Source organism: Streptomyces sp. NPDC006339 (assembly GCF_040612775.1).
Classification (GTDB): domain Bacteria; phylum Actinomycetota; class Actinomycetes; order Streptomycetales; family Streptomycetaceae; genus Streptomyces.
In genome coordinates this window covers 22,788-48,411 of sequence record NZ_JBEXQW010000007.1, presented here as the reverse complement: position 1 = coordinate 48,411, position 25,624 = coordinate 22,788, and the positions used below count along the sequence as shown (strand labels likewise).

Below are 25,624 nucleotides of genomic sequence, written 5' to 3'. Positions count from 1 at the left end.
CGTCTCAGCTTCCTGTCGATCGGTAGCCACGGAGGCCCGCCCGCCACGCCCACCCCGCGACCGCGCAGCACAGCGCCGCGACCAGCGGCGAGGCGAACGCCGTCCAGGCCGGCACCCCGGCCGGGGCCGGCCGGCCGAGCACGTACAGGGCGGGCAGCCAGTTGACGAAGGCGAGCGGCACGACGTAGACGACGCCCCGCACCAGGTCCTGGGCGAAGATCGTCGGCGGGTACTGCAGGAGGGTGTTGCCGCCGTACGTGAACGAGTTGGTGACCTCCGCCGCGTCCTGCATCCAGAACAGCGCCGACGCGCCGATCACCATCACCGCGGCGAAGATCAGCGCACCGCTCAGCAGCATCACCGGCAGCAGGAGCACCTTCACCGGCGTCCAGGCCACGTCCAGCAGGACCAGTCCCCACACCAGGACCAGCAGGCCCTGGGCGAGCCGCCCGAGCCGCCGCAGCGCGAACCTGTCCGCCGCGACCTGGGCGAGGACCGGGGCCGGCCGCAGCAGGAAGGTGTCCAGGGAGCCGTCGCGCACCCGCTTGCCCATCCTCGGCAGCGAGCCCATGACCAGGTCCGCGAGCCCGAAGGACGTCCCGGTCGTGCCGTACAGGAAGGCGACCTCCGCGAAGGAGAAGCCGCCGAGGCCCTCGACCTGACCGAACATCAGGAGGATGACGACGAAGTCGAAGAAGGTGACGGTGAAGGAGGAGACGAGGGTGAGCGCGAAGGAGGAGCGGTACGTCATGGTGGAGCGGATCCACATGGCGGCCACCATCCGGTACGTACGCCAGGACTCGCCGGCGCTCCGGTACGCGCGCACGTGGGGCCCTCCGCCGGCCCTCCCGTACGCGCGCGCCGACACCTCCACGGGCTGGTCAGCCACCCTGCACCACCACCTTCCGCGTCGCCGCCGCCTGCGCCGCCCGGCCCGCCGCGAGGAGGACGACCGCCCAGCATGCCTGGAAGCCGTACGCCCGGAGCAGCCCCCAGCCCTCGTACCGCTCCAGGTAGACATCGGCCGGCACCTGGAGCAGTGACGCCCACGGCAGCATCCGCGCCACCTCGCCCAGGGCGCCCGGGAAGACGTTCAGCGGGAGCAGCATCCCGGAGAAGAACAGGCCGCCGAGCCAGGCGACCTGGACCACGCCCTGGCCGTCGAGGAGCCAGAAGGCGCTCATGGCGACCAGGTACCAGAGGGCGAAGCCGACGACCGAGCCGAGCATCACGGCGGTGACGAAGGCGGGCCAGGTCCCGGGGCGGGTCGGGAGGGTGACGTCGAAGACGAGGGCGCCGAAGGTCATGGGGACGACGCCGCGGCCGAGCAACTGGAAGGCGGAGCGGCCCAGGTTGACGGCGAACCACCAGGACTGGAGGTCGGCGGGCCGGTAGAGGTCGACCGCGATGTCGCCCGTCCGGATCCGCTCGATGAGCTCGTCCTCGAAGCCGCCGCCCATCAGTCCGCAGACGGTGATGAGCCCCTGGCCGATCCACACATAGGCGAGGGCGTCGCCCATGGCGTATCCGCCGAGGCCGGGGCGGGCGTCCCACAGGGCCATATAGGTGTACGACAGGATGAAGCCGAAGACCGTGTTGGTGAACACGCCCGCAGCCGTGGCCACCCGGTAGGTGGCATGGCGCCGGAAACCACCGGCGGCCACCGTCGCGTAGAGCCGCAGCACACCCCACCCCTCTCCGCTCGGACCCTATCGGCATCAAAGCGCACGACCTTAGTGGGATTTCCCGTGCCGCCGCGACCGGTTTTCCCGCCCCATGGGACTCCTTGAGGGCAGGATGTGGTGCTATGTCCCCTTCATCCGGTACGCGTGAGGTGCGGTCCGCCGCACCTTCCTGGGAACCACGGGACCCGACCGTCCCCGCCCCGCCCTCCCGCCCGCGCCGGCCCCGCCGCATCCTGCGGCGCCTGTTCGGCCTCGTCGTCCTCGGCGTCCTGCTCCTGCTCGGCGGCCTCCTCGCCGGCTATCTCCTCGTGGACATCCCGCCCGCCAACGCCACCGCGGTCGCCCAATCCAACCTCTTCCTCTACCGCGACGGCACCCCGATCGCCCGCGACGGCGAGATCGACCGGGAGAACGTCAGCCTGCGACGCGTGCCGGTCACCGTCCAGCACGCCGTCCTCGCCGCCGAGGAGCGCGACTTCCGCACCTCGCCGGCCGTCGACCCCCGGGCCATGCTCCGCGCCACCTGGAACACCCTCTCCGGCAAGGGCCGCCAGTCCGGCTCCACCATCACCCAGCAGTACGTCAAGAACTACTACCTCGGCCAGGAACAGACCCTCACCCGCAAGGCCAAGGAGTTCTTCATCGCGCTCAAGCTGGGCCGCGAGAAGACCAAGGACGAGATCCTCGAGGGCTACCTGAACACCAGTTACTTCGGCCGCAACGCCTACGGCATCCAGGCCGCCGCCCGCGCCTACTACGGCAAGGACGCCCACGACCTCGACACCGCCGAGGGCGCGTACCTCGCCTCGCTGCTCAACGCCCCCAACGCGTACGACGTCGCCTCCCACCCCGAGAACCGCGAGCGGGCGCTCGCCCGCTGGCACTACGTCCTCGACGGCATGGTCAAGAAGGGCTGGCTCACCCCCGCCGCCCGCGCCGCCGCCGTCTTCCCCGCCCCGCAGCCCGCGCGCCCCTCCACCGGGCTGTCCGGACAGCGCGGCTATCTGGTCCAGGCGGTCGAGCAGTATCTGACCGAGCACGCCGTCGTCGACGAGAAGACCCTCGCCGCCGGCGGCTTCCGAATCACCACCACCCTGGAACCGGCCAAGCAGGACGCCTTCGTGAAGGCCGTCGAGGAGCACGTCACCTCCAAGCTCGACCCGGACCGCAACCCCGTCGACCGTCACGTACGGGTCGGGGGCGCGGCCATCGAGCCGGCGAGCGGCAAGGTCGTCGCGCTCTACGGGGGCGTCGACTACACCCGGCAGTTCGTCAACAACGCCACCCGCCGCGACTACCAGGTCGGCTCCACCTTCAAGCCCTTCGTCCTCGCCACCGCGCTCCAGCACGGCGCCCAGACGCAGGAGGGCGAGCGGATCACCCCGCACACCCTCTACGACGGCGACAACCGCCGCCCGGTGCAGGGCTGGAGCGGCCCGTACTACGACCCGGCCAACGAGGACGACACCGACTACGGCGAGATCACCGTGCGGTCCGCCACCGACCACTCGGTGAACACCGTCTACGCGCAGATGGCCGTGGACGCGGGGCCCGCCCGGGTCCGCGAGACCGCCGTGGCGCTGGGACTGCCGGCGAAGACCCCGGACCTCAACGCCAGTCCGTCCATCGCGCTCGGCCCGGCCACGGCGAGCGTCCTGGACCTCGCGCAGGCGTACGCCACGCTCGCGAACCACGGCCGCCGCGGCCCGTACACCCTGGTCGAGAAGGTCACCCGGGACGGCGAGGAGTTCCCGCTGCCGGCCGGCGGGGCCCGGCAGGTGATCGGCCGCGAGGCCGCCGACACGACGACCGCGGTGCTGCGGAGCGTCGTCGAGGGCGGCACGGGGACGGCGGCGCTGGCGGCCGGGCGGCCCGCGGCGGGCAAGACGGGCACGGCGGAGGACGACAAGGCGGCCTGGTTCGCCGGCTACACCCCGGAGCTCGCCACCGTGGTGGCGATGATGGGCCAGGACCCGGAGTCGGGCCGGCAGCTCCCGCTGTACGGGGCGCTCGGACTGCCGCGGATCAACGGCGGCGGGGCGCCGGCGGAGATCTGGGCCCGGTTCACCCGCGACGCGCTCGCCGGAGTGCCGCCGAAGGACTTCGACCTGCGGCTGATGCCGGGCGCCGAGGACGGGCCGCCGTTCGGGGAGGACGGCCCGGAGGGGTACGAGGGGCCGGGCGCGGCCCGCCCGCCGCGCGGACCGAAGCCGTGGGCGCCGGGGATGCCGTGGACGCCCTGGACACCGAGGGCGGACGTACGAGGGGAACCGGGCGGACCGGGAGAGCCCGACCCGCGTACGGACCCGCGTACGGACCTCCGGGCGGACCCGCTGCCGGCCCCTCGGGCGGAGCCGCGGTGGCAGGCGGAGGTCCCTCCGGCGCCGGGTCCCGAGGCGCAGGCACCGCAGGCCGCGCAGCCGCCGCAGGCGGAGGCTCCCCCGCCGGGCGGGCCCGGCCCGGGGGCCGCCGAACCGCCGATGCCGGCTCCGGGCCCCGCCGACGGCCCGGCCGGGCCGCTCGACGGGCCGCTCGGCGGGCCGGGCGGTGGACCGGGCGGCGGACCGGGCGGTGCTCCTGTCAGTGCCCCGACGTCGCCTTGAGGCCCACCACGGCCACCAGGAGCAGACACACGAAGAAGATCCGGGCGGCGGTCGCCGGCTCACCGAGCACCACCATGCCGAGCACCGCCGCACCGGCCGCACCGATGCCGACCCACACGCCGTAGGCGGTACCGATCGGAAGGGTCTTGGCGGCCTGCGAGAGCAGCAGCATCGAGGCGACGATCCCGGCGGCGGTGAACACACTGGGCCACAGCCGGGTGAAGCCCTCGGTGTACTTCATGCCGATCGACCAGCCGACCTCGAGCAGACCGGCGACGATGAGAAGAACCCAGGCCATGACGACGAACACCTCCGCGAGACGGATCAACAGGGGTGCGTCGTCTTGTCGTGAAACCCGGTACGGCGCGTCTCGTCGGGGTGATTCCAGGCTAGCAAAGAACGGGCGAAGGGCCTGGTGACACCGGCCACCAGGCCCTTCGGCACAACGATCGGACCGCCGGACCCGAAGCCGGACCGCCGGACCCGAGGCCGGACCGCCGGGCCGCCGCCTAGAGGTAGAGCCCGGTCGAGTCGGAGGCGCCCTGGAAGCGGTCCGCGGCCACCGCGTGCAGATCGCGCTCGCGCATCAGGACGTACGCCACGCCCCGCACCTCGACCTCGGCGCGGTCCTCGGGGTCGTACAGGACCCGGTCGCCGATCTCGACGGTACGGACGTTCTGCCCGACCGCGACGACCTCGGCCCAGGCAAGACGGCGACCGACCGCCGCGGTCGCCGGGATCAGGATGCCGCCGCCCGAGCGACGCTCCCCCTCGGGGGTGTCGGTCCGGACCAGGACGCGGTCGTGGAGCATCCGGATGGGCAGCTTGTCGTGCGTGTTCTCGCTCACGGTCCGAACCTACCTGCCCGGGCGTGTCGCCCGTACCCGGGACCGGATCAGGGACCGGTTCCGGGACCGGTGCACGTGACGGGAGCCGTTCACCGCCTGCCCTTGCGGGAGGACACGGCGATCAGCCCGACGACCGCGACGGCGACCAGCGCCACCGGGACCACCCGCTCCAGGCGGGGCGTGCCGTCGGCGTCGGTGAAGCGGGCCTTCACGTCCGAGACGACGCGGTTGACGGCGACGAACGCCCGTCCGGCGGTGTGGTCGACCTGGGCGGCGACCTTCGCCTTCGCGTCCCCGATGATCGTCTTCGGGTGCATCCGAATGCCGATCTCGTCGAGAGTGACGGCGAGCTGCTCGCGCCGGCGGACGATGTCCGCCTCGATCTGCGCAGGGGTCCTGGCGTCCGACACCGCGCTGCCTCCGTAGTCGTGTTCCGGTCGTTGTGGACAGTCTGTCAGCTTCGGGCCGCCGGGGTTGTCACACACCCCCATTAGGCTGGGTCGTCGTACGCGTACGACCCCCGAGGAGAGCCATGAGCGAGCGACTGCAGCCCGGCGACACCGCCCCCGCCTTCACCCTTCCCGACGCGGACGGCAACGAGGTCTCGCTCGCGGACCACAAGGGCCGCAAGGTCATCGTCTACTTCTACCCCGCCGCCCTCACCCCGGGCTGCACCAAGCAGGCGTGCGACTTCACCGACAACCTGGACCTCCTGGCCGGCGCCGGCTACGACGTCATCGGCGTGTCGCCGGACAAGCCGGAGAAGCTGGCGAAGTTCCGCGAGAAGGAGAGCCTGAAGGTCACGCTGGTCGGCGACCCGGACAAGAAGGTCCTGGAGGCGTACGGCGCCTTCGGCGAGAAGAAGCTCTACGGCAAGACGGTGACGGGCGTGATCCGCTCCACCGTCGTGGTCGACGAGGACGGCAAGGTCGAGCGCGCCCTCTACAACGTGAAGGCCACCGGCCACGTCGCCAAGATCCTCAAGGACCTGAAGATCGAGGGCTGAGCCCCCACGCCCCGCCCCGGCCGCCGCGCCCTCCCCGCGTGACGCGGGTCGCACTCGCGGCCGGATTCCGTTTGGGATCGGCGTGACCGTGCAGGAGTCCTTCCCGGAGCATCCCCGGAGAAAGGACGTACGGCCATGCCGGCCCCCGACCACGACACCCCGGCCGATCCGGACGCCCTGCGGCGACATCCCCGGCTGTTCCGGGCGGTCACCCGCCGGCAGCGGCCCAGGCTGCGCCGGACCGACATCACGGTGACCGACGAGGCGGCCGTCAAGCGGGCGGTACGGGCCGCCTCCCTCGGCAACGCCATGGAGTGGTTCGACTTCGGCGTCTACGCCTACCTGGCCGTCACCCTCGGCCATGTCTTCTTCCCCTCGGGCAACGACACGGTGCAGCTCCTGTCGTCGTTCGCGACCTTCGCCGTCGCCTTCCTGATCCGGCCGCTGGGCGGCATGGTCTTCGGCCCCATGGGTGACCGGCTCGGCCGCAAGAAGGTCCTGGCCCTGACCATGATCCTCATGGCGGTCGGCACCTTCGCGATCGGTCTGATCCCGTCGTACGCCTCCATCGGTTTCTGGGCGCCGGTGCTGCTCGTGTTCTTCCGGATGGTGCAGGGCTTCTCGACGGGCGGCGAGTACGGGGGCGCCTCGACCTTCATCGCCGAGTACGCGCCGGACCGCCGGCGCGGCTACTTCGGCAGCTTCCTGGAGTTCGGCACCCTGGCCGGCTACGTCGGCGCGGCGGGCCTGGTCACGGCCCTGACCGCGTGGCTGGGGCCGGACACGATGGAGGCGTGGGGCTGGCGGGTGCCGTTCCTGGTGGCCGGGCCGCTGGGCCTCGTCGGCCTCTACCTGCGGATGCGCCTGGACGAGACGCCCGCCTTCCGCAAGCTGGAATCGGAGTCGGCGCACGCCTCGGAGGCCGCGGACACGGTGGAGACGACGACCAAGGGCGATCTGGGCCGGATCTTCCGGGAGCAGTGGCGGGCGCTCGTCCTGTGCGTGGCGCTGGTCGGCGCGTACAACATCACCGACTACATGTTGCTGTCGTACATGCCGACGTATCTCTCCGACGAGCTCGGCTACAGCGAGACCCACGGCCTGCTGGTGCTGCTGGTCGTGATGGTGCTGATGATGCTGCTGATCACTCAGGTGGGGCGGCTGAACGACCGGTTCGGCCGCAAGCCGGTGCTGATGGCGGGGATGCTCGGCTTCCTCTTCCTGTCGCTGCCCGCCTTCCTGCTGATCGGCCAGGGCGGGGTGCCGGCGATCACGGCGGGCATGCTGATGCTGGGCCTGTCGCTGCTCTGCATGCTGGGCACCATGTCGGCCGCCCTCCCGGCCCTCTTCCCGACCTCCCTGCGCTACGGCTCCCTGTCGGTCGGCTACAACGTCTCCACCTCCCTCTTCGGCGGCACGACCCCCCTGGTCATCACCGCCCTGATCGGCGCGACCGGCAGCAGCCTCATGCCCGCCTACTACGCGATGGGCGCGGCCCTGGTCGGCGTCATCGCCGTGGCCTGCATGAAGGAGACCGCCCAGCGCCCCCTGGAGGGCTCCCCGCCGGCGGTGGAGACGCACGAGGAGGCGGCGGAGATCGTGATGGCGGGGGCGCCGGAACCGAAGTTCTGAGCACGGGCCGTTCGTACGCGACATCGGTACGCGATATGACGTGACCGTCCGATATTCGGCTCGTTAATCCGTGCGAGGCCACGAACGGGTGGCCGAGCACGGAGGGGGCTCGATGGGGACGAGCGCGTATACGAGGGAACGGCTCGAAGCGGCGGCGCGAGGGGCGCGGACGTTGTCGGAGGCGCTGGAGCGGCTGGGGGTGGATCCGAGGACTTCGACACGGCGGTACGTGGCGGGGCGGATGCGAAGCCTTGGGGTGGACACGTCGCACTTCGAGCGGGAGGGGGTGCGGTGGACGAGGGAGGTGCTGGCGGAGGCGGTGGCGGCGTCCACGAACATGTGGGAGGTGCTGCGACGGCTGGGAGTGGAACTCGTCGGTGGTCAGCACACGCACATCAGTCGGCGGGTGAAGGCGTTCGGCATCGACACGTCGCACTTTCGGGCGCCGGATCGGCGGGGGGAGAGTCGGCGACGCCGTACGCCAGAAGCTCTGCTCGTCGAGCAGGATGGCCCGCACCCGCGTCGCATCCCGAGCGAACGGATCGCGAGGGCGATGACGGAGTCCGGGGTACCACAGCGATGCGCGCTGTGTGGGATGGAGCCAGTGTGGCAAGGAGAGCCCCTGCCGCTGGAGGTCGACCACGTGGACGGCAACTGGCGCAACAACCGCCTCGGGAACCTGCGTTTCCTCTGCCCCAACTGCCACTCCACTACGGACACATATCGCGGTCGGGGCAAAGGGCGCGCCCGATGAGGAACGGGGTGCGGTACACGCGTGCGCGGCTGGCCGAAGCAGCCGCGCGGTGCGCGGACATCTACGAGGTCATGGCCTTCTTCGGCACGCAGCCTTGTGACAAGCTGCGCCGCTACTTGTTGAAGCGCTTCGCCCACTACGGCATCGACATCTCGCACTTTCCGCACCGGCGGCGTGGCGAACAACCGCCACGCCCGACACCGGAAGACCTGCGGACCGCTGTCGAGCAGTCGATCTCCATCGCCGGCGCTCTGCGTACTCTGGGCAGGGCGGACACCGGTCGCGTGCGCGCGTTGTTCCGGCAGTGGGTCGCAGATGACGGCCTCGACACCGGCCACTTCTTCGGGCAGGCGCACCAGCGAGGGAAGCCGGGCAAGGCCAAGGGCGCGGCAGAGATTCTGGTCCTGCACAGCGGTGCGCGAAGGACCCGGACGCATCTGCTCCGCCGTGCATTGCACGAGGTGGGTGCCCCCGAGGAATGCGCCCGGTGCGGCATCGGCCCCGAGTGGCTCGGCAAGCCGATGACACTGGAGGTCGACCACATCAACGGTGACTGGAGCGACGATCGGCGCGAGAACCTGAGGCTGCTGTGTCCCAACTGCCACGCGATCACGGACACCTGGTGCCGCGGCGGGAATCGGCGTACTTCTTAGGCGGACGTGCCTTCACCGGTAGCATGGCTGGGCGAGCGGCCGTTGCTGAATGGTATAAGCGGAGGTTTTAGGTGCCTCTGGGCGTTTCGCCCATGTGGGTTCGAATCCCATCGGCCGCACCCTTTCGAAACGAAGGCCCACCCACCACAGGCGGGTGGGCCTTCGTTTTCAGCCCAGCAGTTCCTTCACCACCGGCACGAGGGCACGGAACGCCTTGCCCCGGTGGCTGATCGCGTTCTTCTGGGCCGGCGTCAGTTCGGCGCAGGTGACCTCGTAGCCCTCGGGCTGGAGGATCGGGTCGTAGCCGAAGCCGTTGGTGCCGGTGGGCTCGTGGCGGAGGACGCCGGGCATGCGGCCTTCGACGACGCGTTCGGTGCCGTCGGGGAGGGCGAGGGCGGCGGCGCAGGCGAAGTGGGCGGCGCGGTGGGGGGTGTCGATGTCGGCGAGCTGGGCCAGGAGGAGGTCGAGGTTGGCCTTGTCGTCGCCGTGGCGGCCGGCCCAGCGGGCGGAGAAGATGCCGGGGGCGCCGCCGAGGACGTCGACGCAGAGGCCGGAGTCGTCGGCGACGGCGGGCAGGCCGGTGGCGCGCGCGAGAGCGTGGGCCTTGAGGAGGGCGTTCTCGGCGAAGGTGACGCCGGTTTCCTTGACGTCGGGGATGTCGGGGTACGCGTCCGCGCCGACGAGCTCGTGGTCGAGGCCGGCGTCGGCGAGGATCGCGTGGAGTTCGGTGATCTTGCCCGCGTTGCGGGTGGCGAGGATCAGACGGGTCATGCCCTGATTATCCGGTCCTCGCCCGAGGGTCCGCCGGGTGCCTAGCCGGGGGTGCAGACCTTGCCGATCTCGGTGGCCGCGTCGGTGACGGGCTTGATGTCGGGGGTCGTGTCACCGTTCTTGACGGCCTCGCGGACGGTGTCGACGCCCTTGTTCAGGTCGTCGACGGCCTTGGAGAGGTCCGCGTTGTCGGTGGTGCCCTTGAGGTTGCCGAGCTCGGTGTCGATGCTGTTGAGGGCTTCTTCGATCTTGGTCGGGTCGTTGGACGCGTCGGAGACGGCCTGCTGGAGCTTGTCGACCGAGGTGGCGATCGCCTCGGCGGTCTTGACGCAGTCCATGGCCTTGTCGAGCGCCCCGCAGCCGACGAGTGCGGTGAGTGCGGCTGCCGTGGTGACAGCGAGGGCAATAGTGCGGCGGCGCTTCACGTTCGGGTCCTCCCCCAAGCTGATACGTGTGGACGGGGCGCACGGCTTTGAGGCGTGCGCCCGTAAGCGTAGAGACGCGGTGGCGTCCTACAGGGTTCCTTCGAGAGCCTTGCGCTGGAGTTCGGCGAGTTCGGCGCAGCCGCCGGAGGCCAGGTCGAGCAGGGCGTTGAGCTCCTTGCGGTCGAAGGGCTCGGCCTCGGCGGTGCCCTGGACCTCGACGAAGCGGCCGTCGCCGGTGCAGACGACGTTCATGTCGGTGTCGGCGCGGACGTCCTCCTCGTAGCAGAGGTCGAGGAGGGGGATGCCGTCGACGATGCCGACGGAGACGGCGGAGACGGTGCCGGTGAGGGGCTTGCGGCCGGCCTTGACGAGCTTCTTGCCCTGGGCCCAGGCGACGGCGTCGGCGAGGGCGACGTAGGCGCCGGTGATGGCGGCGGTGCGGGTGCCGCCGTCGGCCTGGAGGACGTCGCAGTCGAGGACGATGGTGTTCTCGCCGAGGGCCTTGTAGTCGATGACGGCGCGCAGGGAGCGGCCGATGAGGCGGGAGATCTCGTGGGTGCGGCCGCCGATCTTGCCCCGGACCGATTCCCGGTCGCCGCGGGTGTTGGTGGAGCGGGGGAGCATGGAGTACTCGCCGGTGACCCAGCCTTCGCCGCTGCCCTTGCGCCAGCGCGGGACGCCCTCGGTGACGGAGGCGGTGCAGAAGACCTTGGTGTCGCCGAAGGAGATGAGGACGGAGCCCTCTGCGTGCTTGCTCCATCCGCGTTCGATGGTGACGGGGCGGAGCTGTTCGGGGGTACGGCCGTCGATACGAGACATGCCTTGAGCGTAGTGCGTGGGAGCCGTCATGGCGGAGGGGCCCGTTCCCCTGCCGGAACGGGCCCCTCGTCAGCCGGTGTCAGCGACTCACATCATGTCTTCGATGTCGGCGGCGATCGGGTCGGCGTCGGTGCCGATGACGACCTGGATGGCGGTGCCCATCTTGACGACGCCGTGGGCGCCGGCGGCCTTGAGGGCGGCCTCGTCGACGAGGCTGGGGTCGACGACCTCGGTGCGGAGGCGGGTGATGCAACCCTCGACCTCTTCGATGTTGTCGATGCCGCCGAGGCCGGCGACGATCTTCTCAGCCTTGCTGGCCATATGTCTCTCCCTGTCCGTTCTGCGCACCGATGGTTCGCTGTGTCACGGTAACCCACGGTTGGCCCAACCTCGCGAGCGCATACCGCCGTTCTGTCGAATGATGACGATCACCGGCGGCGTGCTCCCGGCAGCCTCCGCGAGCCTACCGCAACTGGTCTACACCAGTGCATCCGCAGCACCCGCCCGCAGCACCCGTCCGCAGGCCCCAGGGAGGACGCCGATGAGTAGCGCACGTGCCGCCGCCGCACCGAAAAAATCGATGTGGGGCGGTTTCTTCCAGGGGCTGCAGAAGATGGGGCGGAGCCTTCAGCTCCCCATCGCGGTGCTTCCGGCGGCCGGCATCATCAACCGGCTCGGTCAGCCGGACGTCTTCGGCGCGGACGGCCTGGGCTGGGACAACGTCGCCAAGGTCATGTCGGGCGCGGGCGGCGCACTGCTCGACGGCAGCCTGGGGCTGCCACTGCTGTTCTGCATCGGTGTCGCCATCGGCATGGCGAAGAAGGCGGACGGGTCGACGGCGCTCGCCGCGGTGGTCGGCTTCCTCGTCTACTACACGGTGCTGCGCCAGTTCCCGAAGGACTGCCCGACGGGGACGAGGGACGTCGGCGGCGGCTGCCTGGGCGCGGACGACGCCTTCGCGGGATACACGTACCAGAATCCGGGCGTCTTCGGCGGCATCGTCATGGGCCTGCTGGCGGCGTACCTCTGGCAGCGGTTCCACCGCACCAAGCTGGTCGACTGGCTGGGCTTCTTCAACGGCCGCCGGCTCGTCCCGATCATCATGGCCTTCGTCGGCATCGTCTTCGCCGCGTTGTGTCTGTGGATCTGGCCGCCGATCGGCGACGCACTGGAGAGCTTCAGCGACTGGCTGGTGGGGCTGGGCGCCTGGGGTTCGGGCATCTTCGGCGTGGCGAACCGCGCGCTGCTGGTGATCGGTCTGCACCAGTTCCTGAACGTGCCGATCTGGTTCCAGTTCGGGTCGTACACGAAGCCGGACGGGTCCACGGTCCACGGCGACATCAGCATGTTCCTGGCGGGCGACCCGGAGGCCGGGCAGTTCACGACCGGCTTCTTCCCGATCATGATGTTCGCCCTGCCGGCGGCGGCCCTCGCGATCACCCACTGCGCCCGGCCGGAGCACCGCAAGCGGGTCGGCGGCATGATGCTGTCGGTGGCGCTGACCTCGTTCGTCACCGGCATCACCGAGCCGATCGAGTACTCGTTCCTCTTCATCGCGCCCGTGCTGTACGCGATCCACGCGGTGCTGACGGGTGTGTCGATGGCCGTGACCTGGGCGCTGGGGGTCAAGGACGGCTTCAGCTTCTCGGCGGGGCTGATCGACTACCTGATCAACTGGAACCTGGCGACCAAGCCGTGGCTGATCATTCCGATCGGTCTGGGCTTCGCGGTCGTCTACTACGTGATCTTCCGCTTCGCGATCACCAAGTTCGATCTTCCGACGCCCGGGCGCGAGCCCGAGGAGGTGGAGGAGGAGATGGACCGGGACACCACCAAGGCGTAGCGCCCGCCTCACCAGGGCCCTCGGACCGTCCGGTCCGGGGGCCTTTTGCCGTCCCCGAACCGCCCACCGCCCGGCTATGGCTCAGTGCACAGAATTCACAGGTTCCTTATCTAAGTCCCACGTGCTACAACAGGTCTACACCAGTTATTGGTGTAGACCACGCGGTCCAGACCACCGCGTTCCCGAGACGCCGCCGTCACCCCCTTTTCCCTGTCCTCTGGCGGCGCCTTGCCTACTGGAGGAAGTTGATGAGTACGGCCACCGCCCAGGCCGCCGCTCCCGCGAAGAAGCGCGGATCCGGCCTGTTCCAGGGCCTGCAGAAGGTCGGTCGCAGCCTGCAACTGCCGATCGCCGTACTGCCGGCCGCGGGTATCTTGCTCCGTCTCGGCCAGCCGGACGTGTTCGGCGCCGACGGTCTCGGCTGGGGCAAGGTCGCCTCCGTGTTCGCCACCGCCGGTGGCGCGGTCTTCGACAACCTGCCGATGCTCTTCTGCATCGGCGTCGCCATCGGCTTCGCCAAGAAGGCCGACGGCTCCACGGCGCTCGCCGCTCTCGTCGGCTTCCTGGTCTACAGCAATGTGCTGAAGGCGTTCCCGGTCACCGACGCCGTCGTCAACACCACCGCCAACAAGGGCGTCGACGTCGCCGCGACCTACAACAACCCGGGTGTCCTCGGCGGCATCCTCATGGGTCTGATCGCGGCCGTGCTGTGGCAAAGGTTCCACCGCACCAAGCTGGTCGACTGGCTCGGCTTCTTCAACGGCCGCCGTCTCGTCCCGATCATCATGGCCTTCGTCGGCACCGCCGTCGGCGTCTTCTTCGGCCTGGTCTGGGAGCCGATCGGCGAGGGCATCTCCAGCTTCGGCGAGTGGATGACCGGCCTCGGCGCCGGTGGCGCCGGCCTCTTCGGTCTGATCAACCGCGCGCTGATCCCGGTCGGCATGCACCAGTTCGTCAACACCGTCTCGTGGTTCCAGATCGGCGACTTCACCAACGCCGCCGGCGAGGTCGTCCACGGCGACCTGAACCGCTTCTTCGCCGGTGACCCGAACGCCGGACTCTTCATGTCGGGCTTCTTCCCCATCATGATGTTCGGCCTGCCGGCCGCCGCCCTGGCCATCGCGCACTGCGCCCGCCCCGAGCGCCGCAAGGCCGTGACGGGCATGATGATCTCGCTCGCGCTGACCTCGTTCGTCACCGGTGTCACCGAGCCGATCGAGTTCTCGTTCATGTTCATCGCGCCGGTCCTGTACGCGATCCACGCCGTCCTGACCGCCATCTCCATGGCCGTCACCTGGGCCCTCGGCGTCCACGCCGGCTTCACCTTCTCGGCCGGCCTGATCGACTACGGCCTGAACTGGAACCTCGCGACCAAGCCCTGGCTGATCATCCCCATCGGCCTCGTCTTCGCGGCGGTCTACTACGTGCTCTTCCGCTTCGCGATCACCAAGTTCAACCTCCCCACCCCGGGCCGCGAGCCCGAGGAGGAGGTCGAGGACCTCACCAAGGCGTGAGCCTGACGTGACCTCGCGCGAAGGCCCCCGGAACCAGGTTCCGGGGGCCTTCGCCGTGCCGTTCTCAGATCTCGTACACCGCGCCCGCGTACGCCAGCTCCGCCGGGCCGTGGAACACCTCGCGGGCGTCCGCCAGGTTCCGCTCCCCGTCCGTCCACGGCGGGATGTGGGTCAGCACCAGGCGGCGCACCCCGGCGCGGGCGGCGTGGGCACCGGCCTCGCGGCCGTTGAGGTGGAGGTCGGGGACGTCCTCCTTGCCGTGGGTGAAGGACGCCTCGCAGAGGAAGAGGTCGGCGCCCTCCGCCAGCGCGTCGAGGTTGTCGCAGACCCCGGTGTCACCCGAGTAGGTGAGCGTGCGGCCGGCGTGTTCGATGCGGATGCCGTACGCCTCGACCGGGTGGCACACCTTCTCCGTACGGACGGTGAACGGGCCCACCTCGAAGGTGCCGGACTTCAGCGTCTGGAAGCCGAAGACCTCGCTCATCGAGGTCGGCGACGGCGTGTCCGCGTACGCCGTGGTCAGCCGCTGCTCCGCGCCTTCCGGGGCGAAGACGGGGATCGCGTCGCAGCGGCCGCCCTCGTGGCGGTAGTAGCGGGCCACGAAATAGCCGCACATGTCGATGCAGTGGTCGGCGTGCAGGTGGCTGAGGAAGATCGCGTCGAGGTCGTACAGACCGATGTGGCGCTGCAGCTCGCCCAGGGCACCGTTGCCCATGTCGAGGAGCAGCCGGAAGCCGTCGGCCTCTACGAGGTAGCTCGAACAGGCCGATTCCGCGGACGGGAACGACCCGGAGCAGCCGACGACGGTGAGCTTCATGGAGCGTGAACCTCCGTGGACGGGTGCGGAAAGCGCGCTGAGAGGGGAGGTCGTGCGGTCAGTCGAGCGTACGGTGCGTGGCCGCCTGTCGCTCCTCCGTGGCGGCCCGTTGTGGGCGAACTCACGGGCTCTGTCACCGGTTCGGATGGATGGCGGGGCCTCCCGGCCAAGTGGCGCCCGCGACGGTACGGTCTTGAGGTATGGACACGTCGTGGTGGCCCGCGCTGATCGCGGTGGTGGTGCTCGCCCTGGTGGTGGCGGTCGCCGACGGATGGCGCCGCTCGGGGCGGCGCCCCGCGGGGCGGACCCGTCCGTCGGGACACCCGCCGGGGCGTCCGGCCGCGCGCGGCAGCGCGCCGGGCCGTGCGCCAGGCCGCGCGCCGGGGCGGCTTCCGGAGCGGTTGCCGCAGGCGGGTGAGATCTGGTGGGCGGACGTGCCGTACGAGGACGGTCCGGGCGCCAAGGACCGGCCGTGCCTGGTCCTGGCGCTGCGCGGGGACTGTGCGCTGGTCGCCAAGATCACCAGCAAGTACCACGACGAACGGCCGGGCGTGATCGCGCTGCCGCCGGGCGCGGTGGGCGACGCCCAGGGCCGTCCGAGCTTCCTGGAGACGGACGAGCTGCGGGACGTGCCGGTGTGGGAGTTCCGCCGGAGGGTGGGGACGGCGGACCCGGTGGTGTGGGACCAGGTCCGCCATCTCGCGCGCTGACGGTCGGTGGGCGCTCAGGCCCAGAGCTGGTCCTGCACCGTCGCGATGGCCTCTTCCGTGGTGGCCGCGGTGTAGAGGCCGGTCGACAGGTACTTCCAGCCGCCGTCGGCGACGAGGAAGACGATGTCGGCGCTCTCGCCCGCCTTGAGGGCCTTGCGGCCGACGCCGATGGCGGCGTGCAGCGCGGCGCCGGTGGAGACGCCCGCGAAGATGCCCTCCTGCTGGAGGAGTTCGCGGGTGCGGGTGACGGCGTCGGCCGAGCCGACCGAGAAGCGGGTGGTGAGGACAGAGGCGTCGTACAGCTCGGGGACGAAGCCCTCGTCGAGGTTGCGCAGGCCGTAGACCAGGTCGTCGTAGCGGGGCTCCGCGGCGACGATCTTGACGTCGGGCTTGTGCTCGCGCAGGTAGCGGCCGACGCCCATGAGGGTGCCGGTGGTGCCGAGGCCGGCCACGAAGTGCGTGATCGAGGGCAGGTCGGCGAGGATCTCGGGGCCGGTGGTGGCGTAGTGGGCGCCCGCGTTGTCCGGGTTGCCGTACTGGTAGAGCATCACCCAGTCCGGGTGCTCGCCGGCGAGCTCCTTGGCGACCCGTACGGCCGTGTTGGAGCCGCCCGCCGCGGGGGACGAGATGATCTCGGCGCCCCACATGGTGAGCAACTGGCGGCGCTCCTCGCTGGTGTTCTCCGGCATGACGCACACGATGCGGTAGCCCTTGAGGCGGGCCGCCATGGCGAGGGAGATGCCGGTGTTGCCGCTGGTGGGTTCCAGGATGGTGCAGCCGGGGGTGAGCCGGCCGTCCTTCTCGGCCTGCTCGATCATGTGGAGCGCGGGGCGGTCCTTGACCGAGCCGGTGGGGTTGCGGTCCTCCAGCTTGGCCCAGATGCGGACCTCGTCCGAGGGGGAGAGCCGCGGCAGCCGGACCAGGGGCGTGTTGCCGACCGCCGCCAGCGGGGAGTCGTAACGCATGTGGATCAGACCATGCCGCCGGCCACGGCCGGCAGGATCGTGACGTTGTCGCCGTCGGTGAGCTTGGTGTCGATGCCGTCGAGGAAGCGGACGTCCTCGTCGTTCAGGTAGACGTTGACGAAGCGGCGGAGCTTGTCGCCGTCGACGATGCGGGCCTCGATCCCGGCGTGGCGGGACTCCAGGTCGGCGAAGAGCTCGGCGAGGGTCTCACCGCTGCCCTCGACGGCCTTGGCGCCGTCGGTGTAGGTGCGGAGGATGGTCGGGATGCGGACCTCGATGGCCATGACGTGGGCTCCTGTCGGAAGGGCGGAGTGACGTGGTGGGCGCGCGGCTGGGGCCCCCGCGCGGAGGGGGGTCGTGCTGGAGGTGCGCTCGAGCCGGTCGTTCAGAGCGCAGCGCGGGGCGGACACATCGCGCTGGCGAGGCGGCACAGGTCGACGTGCAGCCGCGCCACGAGCAGGGGTGTGCCCGGCGTCTCTTCGCTCACGTCGTGGGGAACCATGCGGTCATCGTATCGATTCCCGGTCCGGGTTCCGGAATGTGATCTCACATGACGGACAGATCCTGCTCAAGGCGCGGACGGGGCAGGTAGACGACGAGCGGGGTCCCGGTGCGCGGATGCGGGATGACCTCGGCTTCCACGCCGTAGACGGTGGCGAGCAGCGTGGGGGTGAGGACCTCGGCCGGCGGCCCCTCGGCGACGACCCGTCCTCGCTCCAGGACGTAGAGGCGGTCGCAGTGGGCGCCCGCGAGGGTGAGGTCGTGCAGCGCGAGGAGGTTGGTGGTGCCGACTTCACGGACGAGGGAGAGGACTTCGAGCTGGTAGCGGATGTCCAGGTGGTTGGTGGGCTCGTCGAGGACGAGCAGCGCCGGGTCCTGGACGAGGGCGCGGGCGACCAGGGCGCGTTGGCGTTCGCCGCCGGAGAGCTCGGGGTACGGGCGGTCGGCGAGCTCCGCGATGCCGACCCGGGCCAGGGCCTCGTCGGCGCGGGCCAGGTCCGCCGCGGTGTCGGCCTCCCAGAAGCGCTTGTGCGGGAAGCGGCCGAGGGCGACGAGTTCGCGGACGGTCAGTTCGAACTCGGTGGCGCTCTCCTGCGGCACGGTCGCCACCCGGCGAGCCCGCGCCCGGGCCCCGAGGGCGTGGAGGTCGTCGCCGTCGAGCAGGGCGCGGCCGGCGGTGGGGGCGAGGGTGCCGTAGACGCAGCGGAGCAGGGTGGTCTTCCCGCTGCCGTTGGGGCCGACCAGGCCGACGGTCTCACCGGGCCGGACGACGAGGTCGACGTCGTGCAGGCGGCCCTCGTACGTGAGCCCTTCGACCCGCAGTTCGGGCGGCCGGCGCTCGGGCGAGCGGGCTTCGGACGCACGGCCCCCAGGCGTACGGGCATCGGGGGCACCGCCCCCGGGCGGGCGGCCCCCAGGCGTACGGGCATCGGACGCACCGCCTTCCGGCGCACGGCCCCCGGCCGTACGGGCATCGGGCGCACGGCCTTCCGGCGCACGGCCCTCGGCCGTACGGGCTTCGGACGCACGGCCCCCAGGCGTACGGGCCTCGGCCGCACCGCCTTCCGGCGCACGGCCCCCAGGCGTACGGGCCTCGGCCGCACGGGCTTCGGGGGCACGGCCCCCGGGCAGGCCGCCTTCAGCCGTACGGCGCTCGGGCACGCGGCCTTCCGGCGTGCGGCGCGTCATGCGGTCGCTCCTTCCGGGCGGCGGCGCATCAGCCAGAGGAAGAACGGGCCGCCGGTCAGGGCGGTGAGGACGCCGACGGGGATGTCCTGGGGCGCGGCGACGGTGCGGGCGGCCAGGTCGGCCAGGACCAGGGCGACCGCGCCGCCGAGGGCGGCGACCGGCAGGAGCCGGCGGTGCGGTGCGCCGACGGCCATCCGGGCGGCGTGCGGGACCATCAGGCCGACGAAGCCGACGGCGCCGCTGGCCGCGACGAGGACGGCGGTGACGAGGGAGGCCAGCACGAAGACGGCGGCGCGGAAGCGGGCCGGGTCGAGACCGAGGGCGACCGCGCCCTCCTCGCCGACGAGCATCAGGTCGAGCGGCCGGGCGAGGGTCATCAGGGCGCCGGTCCCGGCGACGAGGACGGCGGCGGGCAGCAGCAGCCCGTCCCAGCGGGCGCCGCCGAGGCCGCCGAGGGACCAGAACAGCGCCTCCTGGAACTGCTCGGGCCGGCCGGCGACGACCAGGAGCAGGGTGGTGAGGGCCGACAGGATGTAGGAGACGGCCACCCCGGCGAGGACGAGGCGGGCGCCGGTCATCGTGCCGCCGCGGCGGGCGAGGGCGTAGACGAGGACGAGGGAGAGCAGCGCGCCGGCGAAGGCCGCGGCGGGCAGGGCGACGGTGGTGGTGATCCCGCCGGCGACGCCCAGGACGATGACGAGGACCGCGCCGGCGGAGGCGCCGGAGGAGATCCCGAGCAGGAAGGGGTCGGCGAGCCGGTTGCGGACGAGGGCCTGGAGGACGGTGCCGACGACGGCGAGCCCGGCGCCGACGACCGCGCCGAGCAGCACCCGGGGCAGCCGGACGTCGAGGACGATCGTCCGGTACGGCGAGGGGCCGGCGCGCCCGGTCAGCGCGTCGAGCACCTGGCCGGGCGGGATGCGGACGGAACCGAGCGCCAGCGAGGCCAGGACGGCCGCGCCGAGTGCCACCAGCAGCCCGGCGACGACGGCCGGGTAGGGGACGCGTCCGGTGGCGGCGCGCTTCACGGGGCGGGGGCCGTGGCCGGGTGGAGCTGGGCGGCGAGCTTGCCGACGGCGGCGGGGACGCGGACGCCGAGGACCGTGTCGGACAGCGGCAGGACGGCGAAGCGGCGGTTCTTGACGGCCGGGACCTCGCGCAGGGCGGGGTCGTCGAGGAGCCGCTTCTTCTTCTGCTCGACGGTGGTGGCGCCGTAGTCGTAGATGAGGATGACGTCGGGCTTGCGGGCGACGACCTGTTCCCAGGTGGCGTCGGCGAACGCCTTGTCGAGGTCGGCGAAGACGTTGCGGCCGCCGGCGCGGGTGATCAGTTCGTCGCCGATGCCCTTGCCGCCGGCCGTGAACGCGGTCTTGTCGCCGCTGTCGTAGACGAAGACGGAGACGGGGGCGGTGCCCTTCAGGCGCTTCTCGGTGGCGGCGACGGTGGCGCGGGCCTCGCGGGTCCAGCGTTCGGCCCGGTCGGGGACACCGAAGGTGCGGCCGACCTCGGTCACCTCGCGGTAGAGGTCGTCGAAGGAGGGGGCGCCGGTGGGGCAGTACTCGGTGTTGAGGCGGGTGGCGATGCCGGAGCGCTTCAGGTCCTCGCGGCCGCGGCCGGCCGTGGCGTCGAAGGCGGAGGAGTAGCCGCCGTAGACGAAGTCCGGGTTCGCGGCGAGGAGGGCCTCCTTGGAGGGGTACTCCTTCGCCAGGACGGGGACGGAGTCGTACGCCTTCTTGTAGGCGGGGAGGATCGCGTCGTCCAGGTAGGCGGTGCCGGCCAGGGACTTCTCCAGGCCGAGGGCCAGCATGATCTCGGTGACGTGCTGGTTCATGGTCACCGCGCGCTTCGGCGGGGCCTGGTAGGTGGTCGTCGTCCCGCAGTTGGTGACGGTGTACGGGAAGCCGGGGGCGGCCTTGGCGGTGGGCCCGGGAGCCGGTGCCGCGCAGGCGGCGAGCAGCGGGATGAGCGCGGCGGCGGGCAGCAGCGTACGGCGCCAGGACATGGCGGTGCCTCCTGACGGGGATTTCCACGTCCCCGATCGGTGGTGAGAGGCGGCAGGTCAGTTCCTGGCTCGCGCCCCCGAGGGGGCGGTCACAGTGGCGGGACCGCGCCGGACTCGCACCGGCTTCCTGGGTCCTGCCGCCCGTTGGTCGCGCTCAGTGTCGCATGGGCGCGGGGCCGTTCACGCGGACGGGTCGCTCACTCGTACGCCTCGACGATCTTGACCTCTTCCTCCTCCACGACGCCGTCGACGATCGTGTACGAGCGGAACTGGAAGGGGCCGGCACCGTCGGTGTCGGCGGTGGAGACGAGGACGTAGTGGGCGTTCGGCTCGTTGGCGTAGGAGATGTCCGTGCGGGACGGGTACGCCTCGGTCGCCGTGTGCGAGTGGTAGATGATCACGGGCTCCTCGTCCCGGTCGTCCATCTCGCGGTAGAGCTTGAGCAGGTCGCCGGAGTCGAACTCGTAGAAGGTGGGCGAGCGCGCCGCGTTCAGCATCGGGATGAAGCGCTCGGGGCGGCCGCTGCCGACCGGACCGGCGACGACGCCGCATGCCTCGTCGGGGTGGTCCGCGCGGGAGTGTTCCACGATCTGGTCGTAAAGGGCCCGGGTGATGGTCAGCATGACGACAGGATAAGCAGACGGGCCGCCCCGTACCGAGGTGTGGTACGAAGCGGCCCGCATGGTGAGATCAGGCAGGTCGGAGGTGTGACGACCGGGTGCTACGACCGCTTGGCGAAGGCGGCGCCCTCGGGGTTGCGGGCCTTGAGCACCAGGTAGGAGACCGCGAGGATCAGGCCCCAGACCGGCGCGCAGTAGAGCGAGACGCGGGCGCCCTCGTCGAGGCCCATCATCACGATCACCATGCCGATGAAGAGCAGCGCGAACCAGCTCGTCCAGGGGGCGCCGGGGGCCTTGAAGGTGGACTGCGGCAGCTCGCCGCGGTCGGCCTTGGCGCGGTAGCGGATCTGGCAGACCAGGATCATGATCCAGGCCCACATGCCGGAGATGGTCGCGAAGGAGACGACGTACTCGAACGCCTTGCCCGGGGCGACGTAGTTGATCCAGACGCCGACGAGCATCAGGGCGGCCGAGAAGGTCAGGCCGAGCAGCGGGGTGCCGTTCTTGGTCAGCCGCGTGAAGACCTTCGGGCCCTGGCCGTTGAGCGCGAGGTCGCGCAGCATGCGGCCGGTGGAGTACATGCCCGAGTTGCAGGAGGACAGGGCGGCGGTCAGGACGACGAAGTTGACGATGGCGGCGCCGACGCCGAGGCCCATCTTCTCGAAGGCCGCGACGAACGGGGAGACGCCCGGCTTGAACTCGGACCACGGCACGACCGACAGGATCATGATCAGCGCGCCGACGTAGAAGACGGCGATGCGCCACGGCACGGTGTTGATGGCCTTGGGCAGGACGGTCTTCGGGTCCTTGGACTCGCCGGCGGTGACGCCGACCAGCTCGACCGCGAGGAAGGCGAACATCACGATCTGGAGCGTCATCAGCGTGTTGCCGATGCCGTGCGGGAAGAAGCCGCGGTCGTTCCACAGGTTGGCGACGGACGCGGTCTCGGCGGCGTCGGAGAAGCCGACGGTGAGGATGCCGGCGCAGATCAGGATCATGCCGATGATGGCGGTGACCTTGACCATGGAGAACCAGAACTCCAGCTCACCGAAGAGCTTCACGGAGATCAGGTTGGCGCCGTAGAGGATCACGGTGAAGACGAGGGCGGAGATCCACTGCGGGATGTTCCACCAGTACGTCATGTAGGTCGCCGCGGCGGTGACCTCGGTGATGCCGGTGACGACCCAGAAGAGCCAGTACGTCCAGCCGGTCACGAAGCCCGCGAAGGGGCCGATGAACTCGCGCGCGTACTCCGAGAAGGAGCCGGACACCGGGCGGTACATGAGGAGTTCGCCGAGGGCCCGCATGATGAAGAAGATGACCAGGCCCGCGATGGCGTAGGCGAGGATCAGGCTGGGGCCGGCCTTGGCGATGGCCTTGCCCGCGCCGAGGAAGAGGCCGGTGCCGATGGCGCCGCCGATCGCGATCATCTGGATCTGCCGGGCGCCGAGGCCACGCTGGTAGCCCTCGCCGCCGTCCACGGCCCCGTCGGTGCCGTCGTGCTGCTTGTCGACCTGCACTGAGGTCATGGTGGTGCGCCTTTCTCCATGCTGATCCGCGCGTCGGCCGCTGGGCCGTGTGTGTCGCGGATCAGGTCCTGATCCCCCCGGATGTGGATGGAGTGCCACCGGCGGTCAGCCGGTCGGAGCGCCCCCGGGGACAGGGGTGGCGTCCCCGGGTGGTCGTGAAGATTTATCACGGCGTTCACAGTGATCGACGGGGGCGTGTGTGGCCCACACCACACGAAAAGGCGGACAAAGAGGACCCGACACGGCAAAGGTGGGCTCTTCGGTGACGGATTCGTTATGCGGATTTGAGCGTCCGCTGAGCGAACGCCCGTCGGCGCGGACGGGGCCGCGTCACGGCATCCGCTACGGCATCAGGGTCGCCACGAGCGACTCCTGGAGCCCGCCCAGCCACAGGTAGGCCATCACCATGGGCTTGCGCGGGTCGGAGTCGGGCAGCCGGTAGAGCCGCTCGCTCTCGTCGTCGTCCGTGACCTCGAGCCGGGTGCCGATCGTCAGCCGCAGGTCGTTGAGCGCGCCGAGCCAGCAGCGGGACTCGTCCGCCGTGAGCTTCAGGATCCCGCCGCCCTCGCCGGCCGCCGTCGAGGCGAGGGCGTCGAGGGTGCGGACGACGGCGAGCGCGTCGTCGCGCTTGCGGGCGCGCAGGTCGTTCTCGGTGAAGCGGCGGAAGTCCGCGGCCGCCTGCCGCAGCTCGTCGCTGTCGTCCCCGTACGCGTCGGGGAACAGCCGGCGCAGCGCCGGGTCGGAGGGCGGCTCGCTCGGCCCCTCGGCGAAGAGCGCGGCCAGCGGGTCCTCGCCCTCGACGGGCTCGTCGCCGGGTCCGATCAGCTCCATGAGCTGGACGGCGAGGGAGCGCAGGATGGAGATCTCGACCTCGTCGAGCGCGACGGCCGCGCCGCCGCCGGGCAGCGCCTCGAAGTGCCCCGCCATCAGCCGCGGTCCTGCGAGAGGGTCGCCCACAGGCCGTAGCCGTGCATCGCCTGCACGTCCCGTTCCATCTCCTCGCGGGTGCCGCTGGAGACCACCGCGCGGCCCTTGTTGTGCACGTCGAGCATCAGCTTGTGCGCCTTGTCCTTGGAGTAGCCGAAGTACGCCTGGAAGACGTAGGTGACATAGCTCATCAGGTTGACCGGGTCGTTGTGCACGAGGGTCACCCAGGGCACGTCGGGTTCGACGACGGCGGAGACCTCCTCGGCCGATGCGGTCCGTTCGATCTCGATAGGCGCAACGCTCACTTACCCCATGCTGCCACCCCGAGCGGCCCGTCGCACAAACGGGGCCACCCGCACGCCGCACGTCCGGCGGCCGCACGGGCCGGGTATTCGTCAAACTGACGAATACTGCGGTAGCATCCTCACATGAACGCTGCGGACCTTGGGCTGCCGGTGGACGTGCCGTCGACCGCGCTCTTCACCGACCAGTACGAGCTGACCATGCTCCAGGCGGCCCTCAGGGCCGGAACGGCGGACCGCAGGTCCGTCTTCGAGGTCTTCACCCGCCGGCTGCCCGAGGGGCGGCGCTACGGCGTGGTGGCGGGCATCGGACGGGTCCTGGACGCCGTCGAGAACTTCCGCTTCGACCCGGCCGTGCTCGGCTTCCTGCGCGAGCGCGGCATCGTGGACGAGCCGACCCTGGAGTGGCTCGGGCGCTACCGCTTCTCCGGCGACATCTGGGGCTACCCGGAGGGCGAGGTGTACTTCCCCGGCTCGCCGATCCTGCGGGTCGAGGGCTCCTTCGCCGAGTGCGTGCTCCTGGAGACCGTGATCCTGTCGATCCTCAACCACGACTCGGCCATCGCGGCCGCCGCCTCCCGGATGTCGGCCGCGGCCGGTGGCCGGCGGCTGATCGAGATGGGCGCCCGGCGCACCCACGAGCTCGCCGCCGTGGCCTGCTCGCGGGCCGCCTACGTGGGCGGCTTCGACTCCACCTCCGACCTGGCGGCCGGCTTCCGCTACGGCATCCCGACCGTCGGCACCTCCGCCCACGCCTTCACCCTGCTGCACGACACCGAGCGCGACGCCTTCCGGGCCCAGGTCGACTCGCTGGGCGGCGGCACCACCCTGCTCGTCGACACCTACGACGTCACCGAGGCCGTCCGGACCGCCGTGGAGGTGGCCGGCACCGGGCTCGGCGCCGTCCGGATCGACTCCGGCGACCTGCTGCTGGTGGCCCACCGGGTGCGCCAGCAGCTCGACGAGCTGGGCGCGCGGGACACCAGGATCGTGGTGACCTCCGATCTCGACGAGTACGCCATCGCCTCGCTCGCGGCGGCCCCGGTCGACGCGTACGGCGTGGGCACCCAGCTCGTCACCGGCAGCGGCCACCCGACCTGCTCGATGGTCTACAAGCTGGTGGCCCGGGCCTCCTCGGCCGATCCGAAGGCGCCGCTCGTACCGGTGGCGAAGAAGTCGGTGGGCGGCAAGGCGTCGGTCGGCGGACGCAAGTGGGCCGCCCGCCGCGCGGACGCCGACGGGGTCGCGGAGGCCGAGGTCGTCGGCACCGGGGCCGTGCCGGCCGAGCTCGTCGACCGGCAGCTCCTGGTCGAGCTGGTCAAGGGCGGTGACGTGGTCGCCCGCGAGCCCCTGGAGGCGGCCAGGTCCCGGCACATCGCGGCCCGCGCCGCGCTGCCGATGTCGGCGATGCAGCTCTCGCGCGGCGAGCCGGTCCTGCCGACGGAGTACGTCTGACGGACACCTCCGACGGAACGCGTCACGGAGTACGCAGGACGCCGTGAGCGCCCCC

At 71.1% G+C, this 25,624-nt stretch carries 29 protein-coding genes, 1 tRNA gene and 2 riboswitches; of the genes, 10 read left to right on the top strand and 20 right to left on the bottom strand.

Annotated features, from left to right (window positions below; translation table 11 throughout):
* Nucleotides 1–4: 4 nt before the first annotated feature.
* Both ABZ135_RS07535 and ABZ135_RS07530 read right to left on the bottom strand, forming a co-directional pair.
* The gene (locus tag ABZ135_RS07535) at nucleotides 5–781 is read right to left on the bottom strand and encodes an ABC transporter permease (protein WP_356693074.1); all 777 of its coding nucleotides are present in this window, start codon (nucleotides 779–781) and stop codon (nucleotides 5–7) included.
* 100 nt (nucleotides 782–881) lie between these two features.
* Complete coding sequence (locus ABZ135_RS07530; protein WP_356693072.1) at nucleotides 882–1,682, bottom strand: ABC-2 family transporter protein; 801 nt, start codon at nucleotides 1,680–1,682, stop codon at nucleotides 882–884.
* 125 nt (nucleotides 1,683–1,807) lie between these two features.
* On the opposite strand from ABZ135_RS07530, the gene ABZ135_RS07525 reads away from it, so the two are divergent.
* Nucleotides 1,808–4,288: a transglycosylase domain-containing protein gene (locus ABZ135_RS07525; protein ID WP_356692809.1), complete on the top strand. Its 2,481-nt coding sequence runs from the start codon at nucleotides 1,808–1,810 to the stop codon at nucleotides 4,286–4,288.
* Here the strand turns inward: ABZ135_RS07525 and ABZ135_RS07520 are convergent.
* The 3 genes from ABZ135_RS07520 to ABZ135_RS07510 form a co-directional block, all read right to left on the bottom strand.
* Nucleotides 4,266–4,586 (bottom strand): multidrug efflux SMR transporter, encoded by a 321-nt coding sequence (locus tag ABZ135_RS07520; protein WP_282695561.1) that lies wholly within the window; start codon nucleotides 4,584–4,586, stop codon nucleotides 4,266–4,268. The genes ABZ135_RS07525 and ABZ135_RS07520 overlap by 23 nt on opposite strands.
* A gap of 34 nt (nucleotides 4,587–4,620) precedes the next feature.
* Nucleotides 4,621–4,694, bottom strand: a riboswitch (guanidine-III (ykkC-III) riboswitch).
* A 103-nt stretch (nucleotides 4,695–4,797) separates the two neighbouring features.
* Nucleotides 4,798–5,136, bottom strand: a complete 339-nt coding sequence (locus ABZ135_RS07515) for a co-chaperone GroES (protein WP_356692807.1) — start codon at nucleotides 5,134–5,136, stop codon at nucleotides 4,798–4,800.
* An 89-nt stretch (nucleotides 5,137–5,225) separates the two neighbouring features.
* Nucleotides 5,226–5,546: a DUF3618 domain-containing protein gene (locus ABZ135_RS07510; protein ID WP_356692805.1), complete on the bottom strand. Its 321-nt coding sequence runs from the start codon at nucleotides 5,544–5,546 to the stop codon at nucleotides 5,226–5,228.
* 122 nt (nucleotides 5,547–5,668) lie between these two features.
* Between ABZ135_RS07510 and bcp the strand changes: the two genes are divergently transcribed.
* The 5 genes from bcp (at nucleotide 5,669) to ABZ135_RS07485 (ending at nucleotide 9,300) form a co-directional block, all read left to right on the top strand.
* Nucleotides 5,669–6,142, top strand: coding sequence for a thioredoxin-dependent thiol peroxidase (gene bcp / locus ABZ135_RS07505; RefSeq protein ID WP_356692803.1), 474 nt, complete (start codon nucleotides 5,669–5,671; stop codon nucleotides 6,140–6,142).
* A 135-nt stretch (nucleotides 6,143–6,277) separates the two neighbouring features.
* Nucleotides 6,278–7,774: a glycine betaine/L-proline transporter ProP gene (gene proP / locus ABZ135_RS07500; protein WP_356692801.1), complete on the top strand. Its 1,497-nt coding sequence runs from the start codon at nucleotides 6,278–6,280 to the stop codon at nucleotides 7,772–7,774.
* 112 nt (nucleotides 7,775–7,886) lie between these two features.
* Entirely contained in the window at nucleotides 7,887–8,528 is a 642-nt protein-coding gene (locus ABZ135_RS07495) for an HNH endonuclease signature motif containing protein (RefSeq protein WP_356692799.1), read from the top strand.
* The gene (locus tag ABZ135_RS07490) at nucleotides 8,525–9,181 is read left to right on the top strand and encodes an HNH endonuclease (protein ID WP_356692797.1); all 657 of its coding nucleotides are present in this window, start codon (nucleotides 8,525–8,527) and stop codon (nucleotides 9,179–9,181) included. The genes ABZ135_RS07495 and ABZ135_RS07490 overlap by 4 nt, the downstream gene beginning before the upstream one ends.
* A 35-nt stretch (nucleotides 9,182–9,216) precedes the next feature.
* Nucleotides 9,217–9,300 (top strand) — tRNA-Leu (locus ABZ135_RS07485).
* Nucleotides 9,301–9,349: 49 nt separating this feature from the next.
* Here ABZ135_RS07485 and rdgB read toward each other — a convergent pair.
* From rdgB to ABZ135_RS07465, 4 genes are all read right to left on the bottom strand, one after another.
* Complete coding sequence (gene rdgB / locus ABZ135_RS07480; RefSeq protein ID WP_356692795.1) at nucleotides 9,350–9,952, bottom strand: RdgB/HAM1 family non-canonical purine NTP pyrophosphatase; 603 nt, start codon at nucleotides 9,950–9,952, stop codon at nucleotides 9,350–9,352.
* 41 nt (nucleotides 9,953–9,993) lie between these two features.
* The gene (locus ABZ135_RS07475) at nucleotides 9,994–10,377 is read right to left on the bottom strand and encodes a hypothetical protein (RefSeq protein WP_356692793.1); all 384 of its coding nucleotides are present in this window, start codon (nucleotides 10,375–10,377) and stop codon (nucleotides 9,994–9,996) included.
* An 87-nt stretch (nucleotides 10,378–10,464) separates the two neighbouring features.
* Nucleotides 10,465–11,196: a ribonuclease PH gene (gene rph, locus ABZ135_RS07470; protein ID WP_356692791.1), complete on the bottom strand. Its 732-nt coding sequence runs from the start codon at nucleotides 11,194–11,196 to the stop codon at nucleotides 10,465–10,467.
* A gap of 87 nt (nucleotides 11,197–11,283) precedes the next feature.
* Nucleotides 11,284–11,517: a PTS glucose/sucrose transporter subunit IIB gene (locus ABZ135_RS07465; RefSeq protein ID WP_351898403.1), complete on the bottom strand. Its 234-nt coding sequence runs from the start codon at nucleotides 11,515–11,517 to the stop codon at nucleotides 11,284–11,286.
* A 220-nt stretch (nucleotides 11,518–11,737) separates the two neighbouring features.
* Here ABZ135_RS07465 and ABZ135_RS07460 point away from each other — a divergent pair, with 220 nt between their 5' ends.
* Together ABZ135_RS07460 and ABZ135_RS07455 are read left to right on the top strand one after the other, a co-directional pair.
* On the top strand, nucleotides 11,738–13,039 hold the full coding sequence (locus ABZ135_RS07460; protein WP_356692789.1) for a PTS transporter subunit EIIC: 1,302 nt from the start codon (nucleotides 11,738–11,740) through the stop codon (nucleotides 13,037–13,039).
* 248 nt (nucleotides 13,040–13,287) lie between these two features.
* Nucleotides 13,288–14,553, top strand: a complete 1,266-nt coding sequence (locus ABZ135_RS07455) for a PTS transporter subunit EIIC (protein ID WP_356692787.1) — start codon at nucleotides 13,288–13,290, stop codon at nucleotides 14,551–14,553.
* Nucleotides 14,554–14,617: 64 nt separating this feature from the next.
* Here the strand turns inward: ABZ135_RS07455 and ABZ135_RS07450 are convergent, their stop codons facing one another.
* A complete protein-coding gene (locus ABZ135_RS07450; protein ID WP_356692785.1) occupies nucleotides 14,618–15,370 on the bottom strand; it encodes an MBL fold metallo-hydrolase in 753 nt (250 codons plus the stop codon).
* A 200-nt stretch (nucleotides 15,371–15,570) separates the two neighbouring features.
* Here ABZ135_RS07450 and ABZ135_RS07445 point away from each other — a divergent pair, with 200 nt between their 5' ends.
* The gene (locus ABZ135_RS07445) at nucleotides 15,571–16,080 is read left to right on the top strand and encodes a type II toxin-antitoxin system PemK/MazF family toxin (RefSeq protein WP_356692783.1); all 510 of its coding nucleotides are present in this window, start codon (nucleotides 15,571–15,573) and stop codon (nucleotides 16,078–16,080) included.
* Nucleotides 16,081–16,094: 14 nt separating this feature from the next.
* Here ABZ135_RS07445 and ABZ135_RS07440 read toward each other — a convergent pair whose 3' ends face one another.
* From ABZ135_RS07440 to clpS, 10 genes are all read right to left on the bottom strand, one after another.
* On the bottom strand, nucleotides 16,095–17,045 hold the full coding sequence (locus ABZ135_RS07440) for a cysteine synthase (protein ID WP_356692781.1): 951 nt from the start codon (nucleotides 17,043–17,045) through the stop codon (nucleotides 16,095–16,097).
* Nucleotides 17,046–17,050: 5 nt separating this feature from the next.
* Nucleotides 17,051–17,329, bottom strand: a complete 279-nt coding sequence (locus tag ABZ135_RS07435) for a MoaD/ThiS family protein (RefSeq protein WP_352057815.1) — start codon at nucleotides 17,327–17,329, stop codon at nucleotides 17,051–17,053.
* 101 nt (nucleotides 17,330–17,430) lie between these two features.
* The gene (locus tag ABZ135_RS07430) at nucleotides 17,431–17,547 is read right to left on the bottom strand and encodes a putative leader peptide (protein ID WP_356692779.1); all 117 of its coding nucleotides are present in this window, start codon (nucleotides 17,545–17,547) and stop codon (nucleotides 17,431–17,433) included.
* A 44-nt stretch (nucleotides 17,548–17,591) separates the two neighbouring features.
* Complete coding sequence (locus ABZ135_RS07425) at nucleotides 17,592–18,368, bottom strand: ABC transporter ATP-binding protein (protein ID WP_356693070.1); 777 nt, start codon at nucleotides 18,366–18,368, stop codon at nucleotides 17,592–17,594.
* 362 nt (nucleotides 18,369–18,730) lie between these two features.
* The gene (locus tag ABZ135_RS07420) at nucleotides 18,731–19,762 is read right to left on the bottom strand and encodes an iron ABC transporter permease (RefSeq protein ID WP_356692777.1); all 1,032 of its coding nucleotides are present in this window, start codon (nucleotides 19,760–19,762) and stop codon (nucleotides 18,731–18,733) included.
* Nucleotides 19,759–20,736, bottom strand: coding sequence for an ABC transporter substrate-binding protein (locus tag ABZ135_RS07415; RefSeq protein ID WP_356692775.1), 978 nt, complete (start codon nucleotides 20,734–20,736; stop codon nucleotides 19,759–19,761). Before ABZ135_RS07415 ends, ABZ135_RS07420 begins: the two co-directional genes overlap by 4 nt.
* 58 nt (nucleotides 20,737–20,794) lie before the next feature.
* A riboswitch (cobalamin riboswitch) is annotated at nucleotides 20,795–20,866 on the bottom strand.
* Nucleotides 20,867–20,933: 67 nt separating this feature from the next.
* Complete coding sequence (locus ABZ135_RS07410; protein ID WP_356692773.1) at nucleotides 20,934–21,359, bottom strand: M67 family metallopeptidase; 426 nt, start codon at nucleotides 21,357–21,359, stop codon at nucleotides 20,934–20,936.
* Between the two features lie 98 nt (nucleotides 21,360–21,457).
* Nucleotides 21,458–22,885 carry an amino acid permease gene (locus tag ABZ135_RS07405; protein ID WP_356692771.1) on the bottom strand — a complete coding sequence of 476 codons (1,428 nt, stop codon included), beginning with the start codon at nucleotides 22,883–22,885 and terminating at the stop codon, nucleotides 21,458–21,460.
* A 342-nt stretch (nucleotides 22,886–23,227) separates the two neighbouring features.
* The gene (locus tag ABZ135_RS07400; RefSeq protein WP_356692769.1) at nucleotides 23,228–23,812 is read right to left on the bottom strand and encodes a DUF2017 domain-containing protein; all 585 of its coding nucleotides are present in this window, start codon (nucleotides 23,810–23,812) and stop codon (nucleotides 23,228–23,230) included.
* Nucleotides 23,812–24,117, bottom strand: coding sequence for an ATP-dependent Clp protease adapter ClpS (gene clpS / locus ABZ135_RS07395; protein ID WP_345487951.1), 306 nt, complete (start codon nucleotides 24,115–24,117; stop codon nucleotides 23,812–23,814). Before clpS ends, ABZ135_RS07400 begins: the two co-directional genes overlap by 1 nt.
* A 123-nt stretch (nucleotides 24,118–24,240) precedes the next feature.
* Here clpS and ABZ135_RS07390 point away from each other — a divergent pair, with 123 nt between their 5' ends.
* Nucleotides 24,241–25,569: a nicotinate phosphoribosyltransferase gene (locus ABZ135_RS07390; protein WP_356692767.1), complete on the top strand. Its 1,329-nt coding sequence runs from the start codon at nucleotides 24,241–24,243 to the stop codon at nucleotides 25,567–25,569.
* Nucleotides 25,570–25,624: the final 55 nt, after the last annotated feature.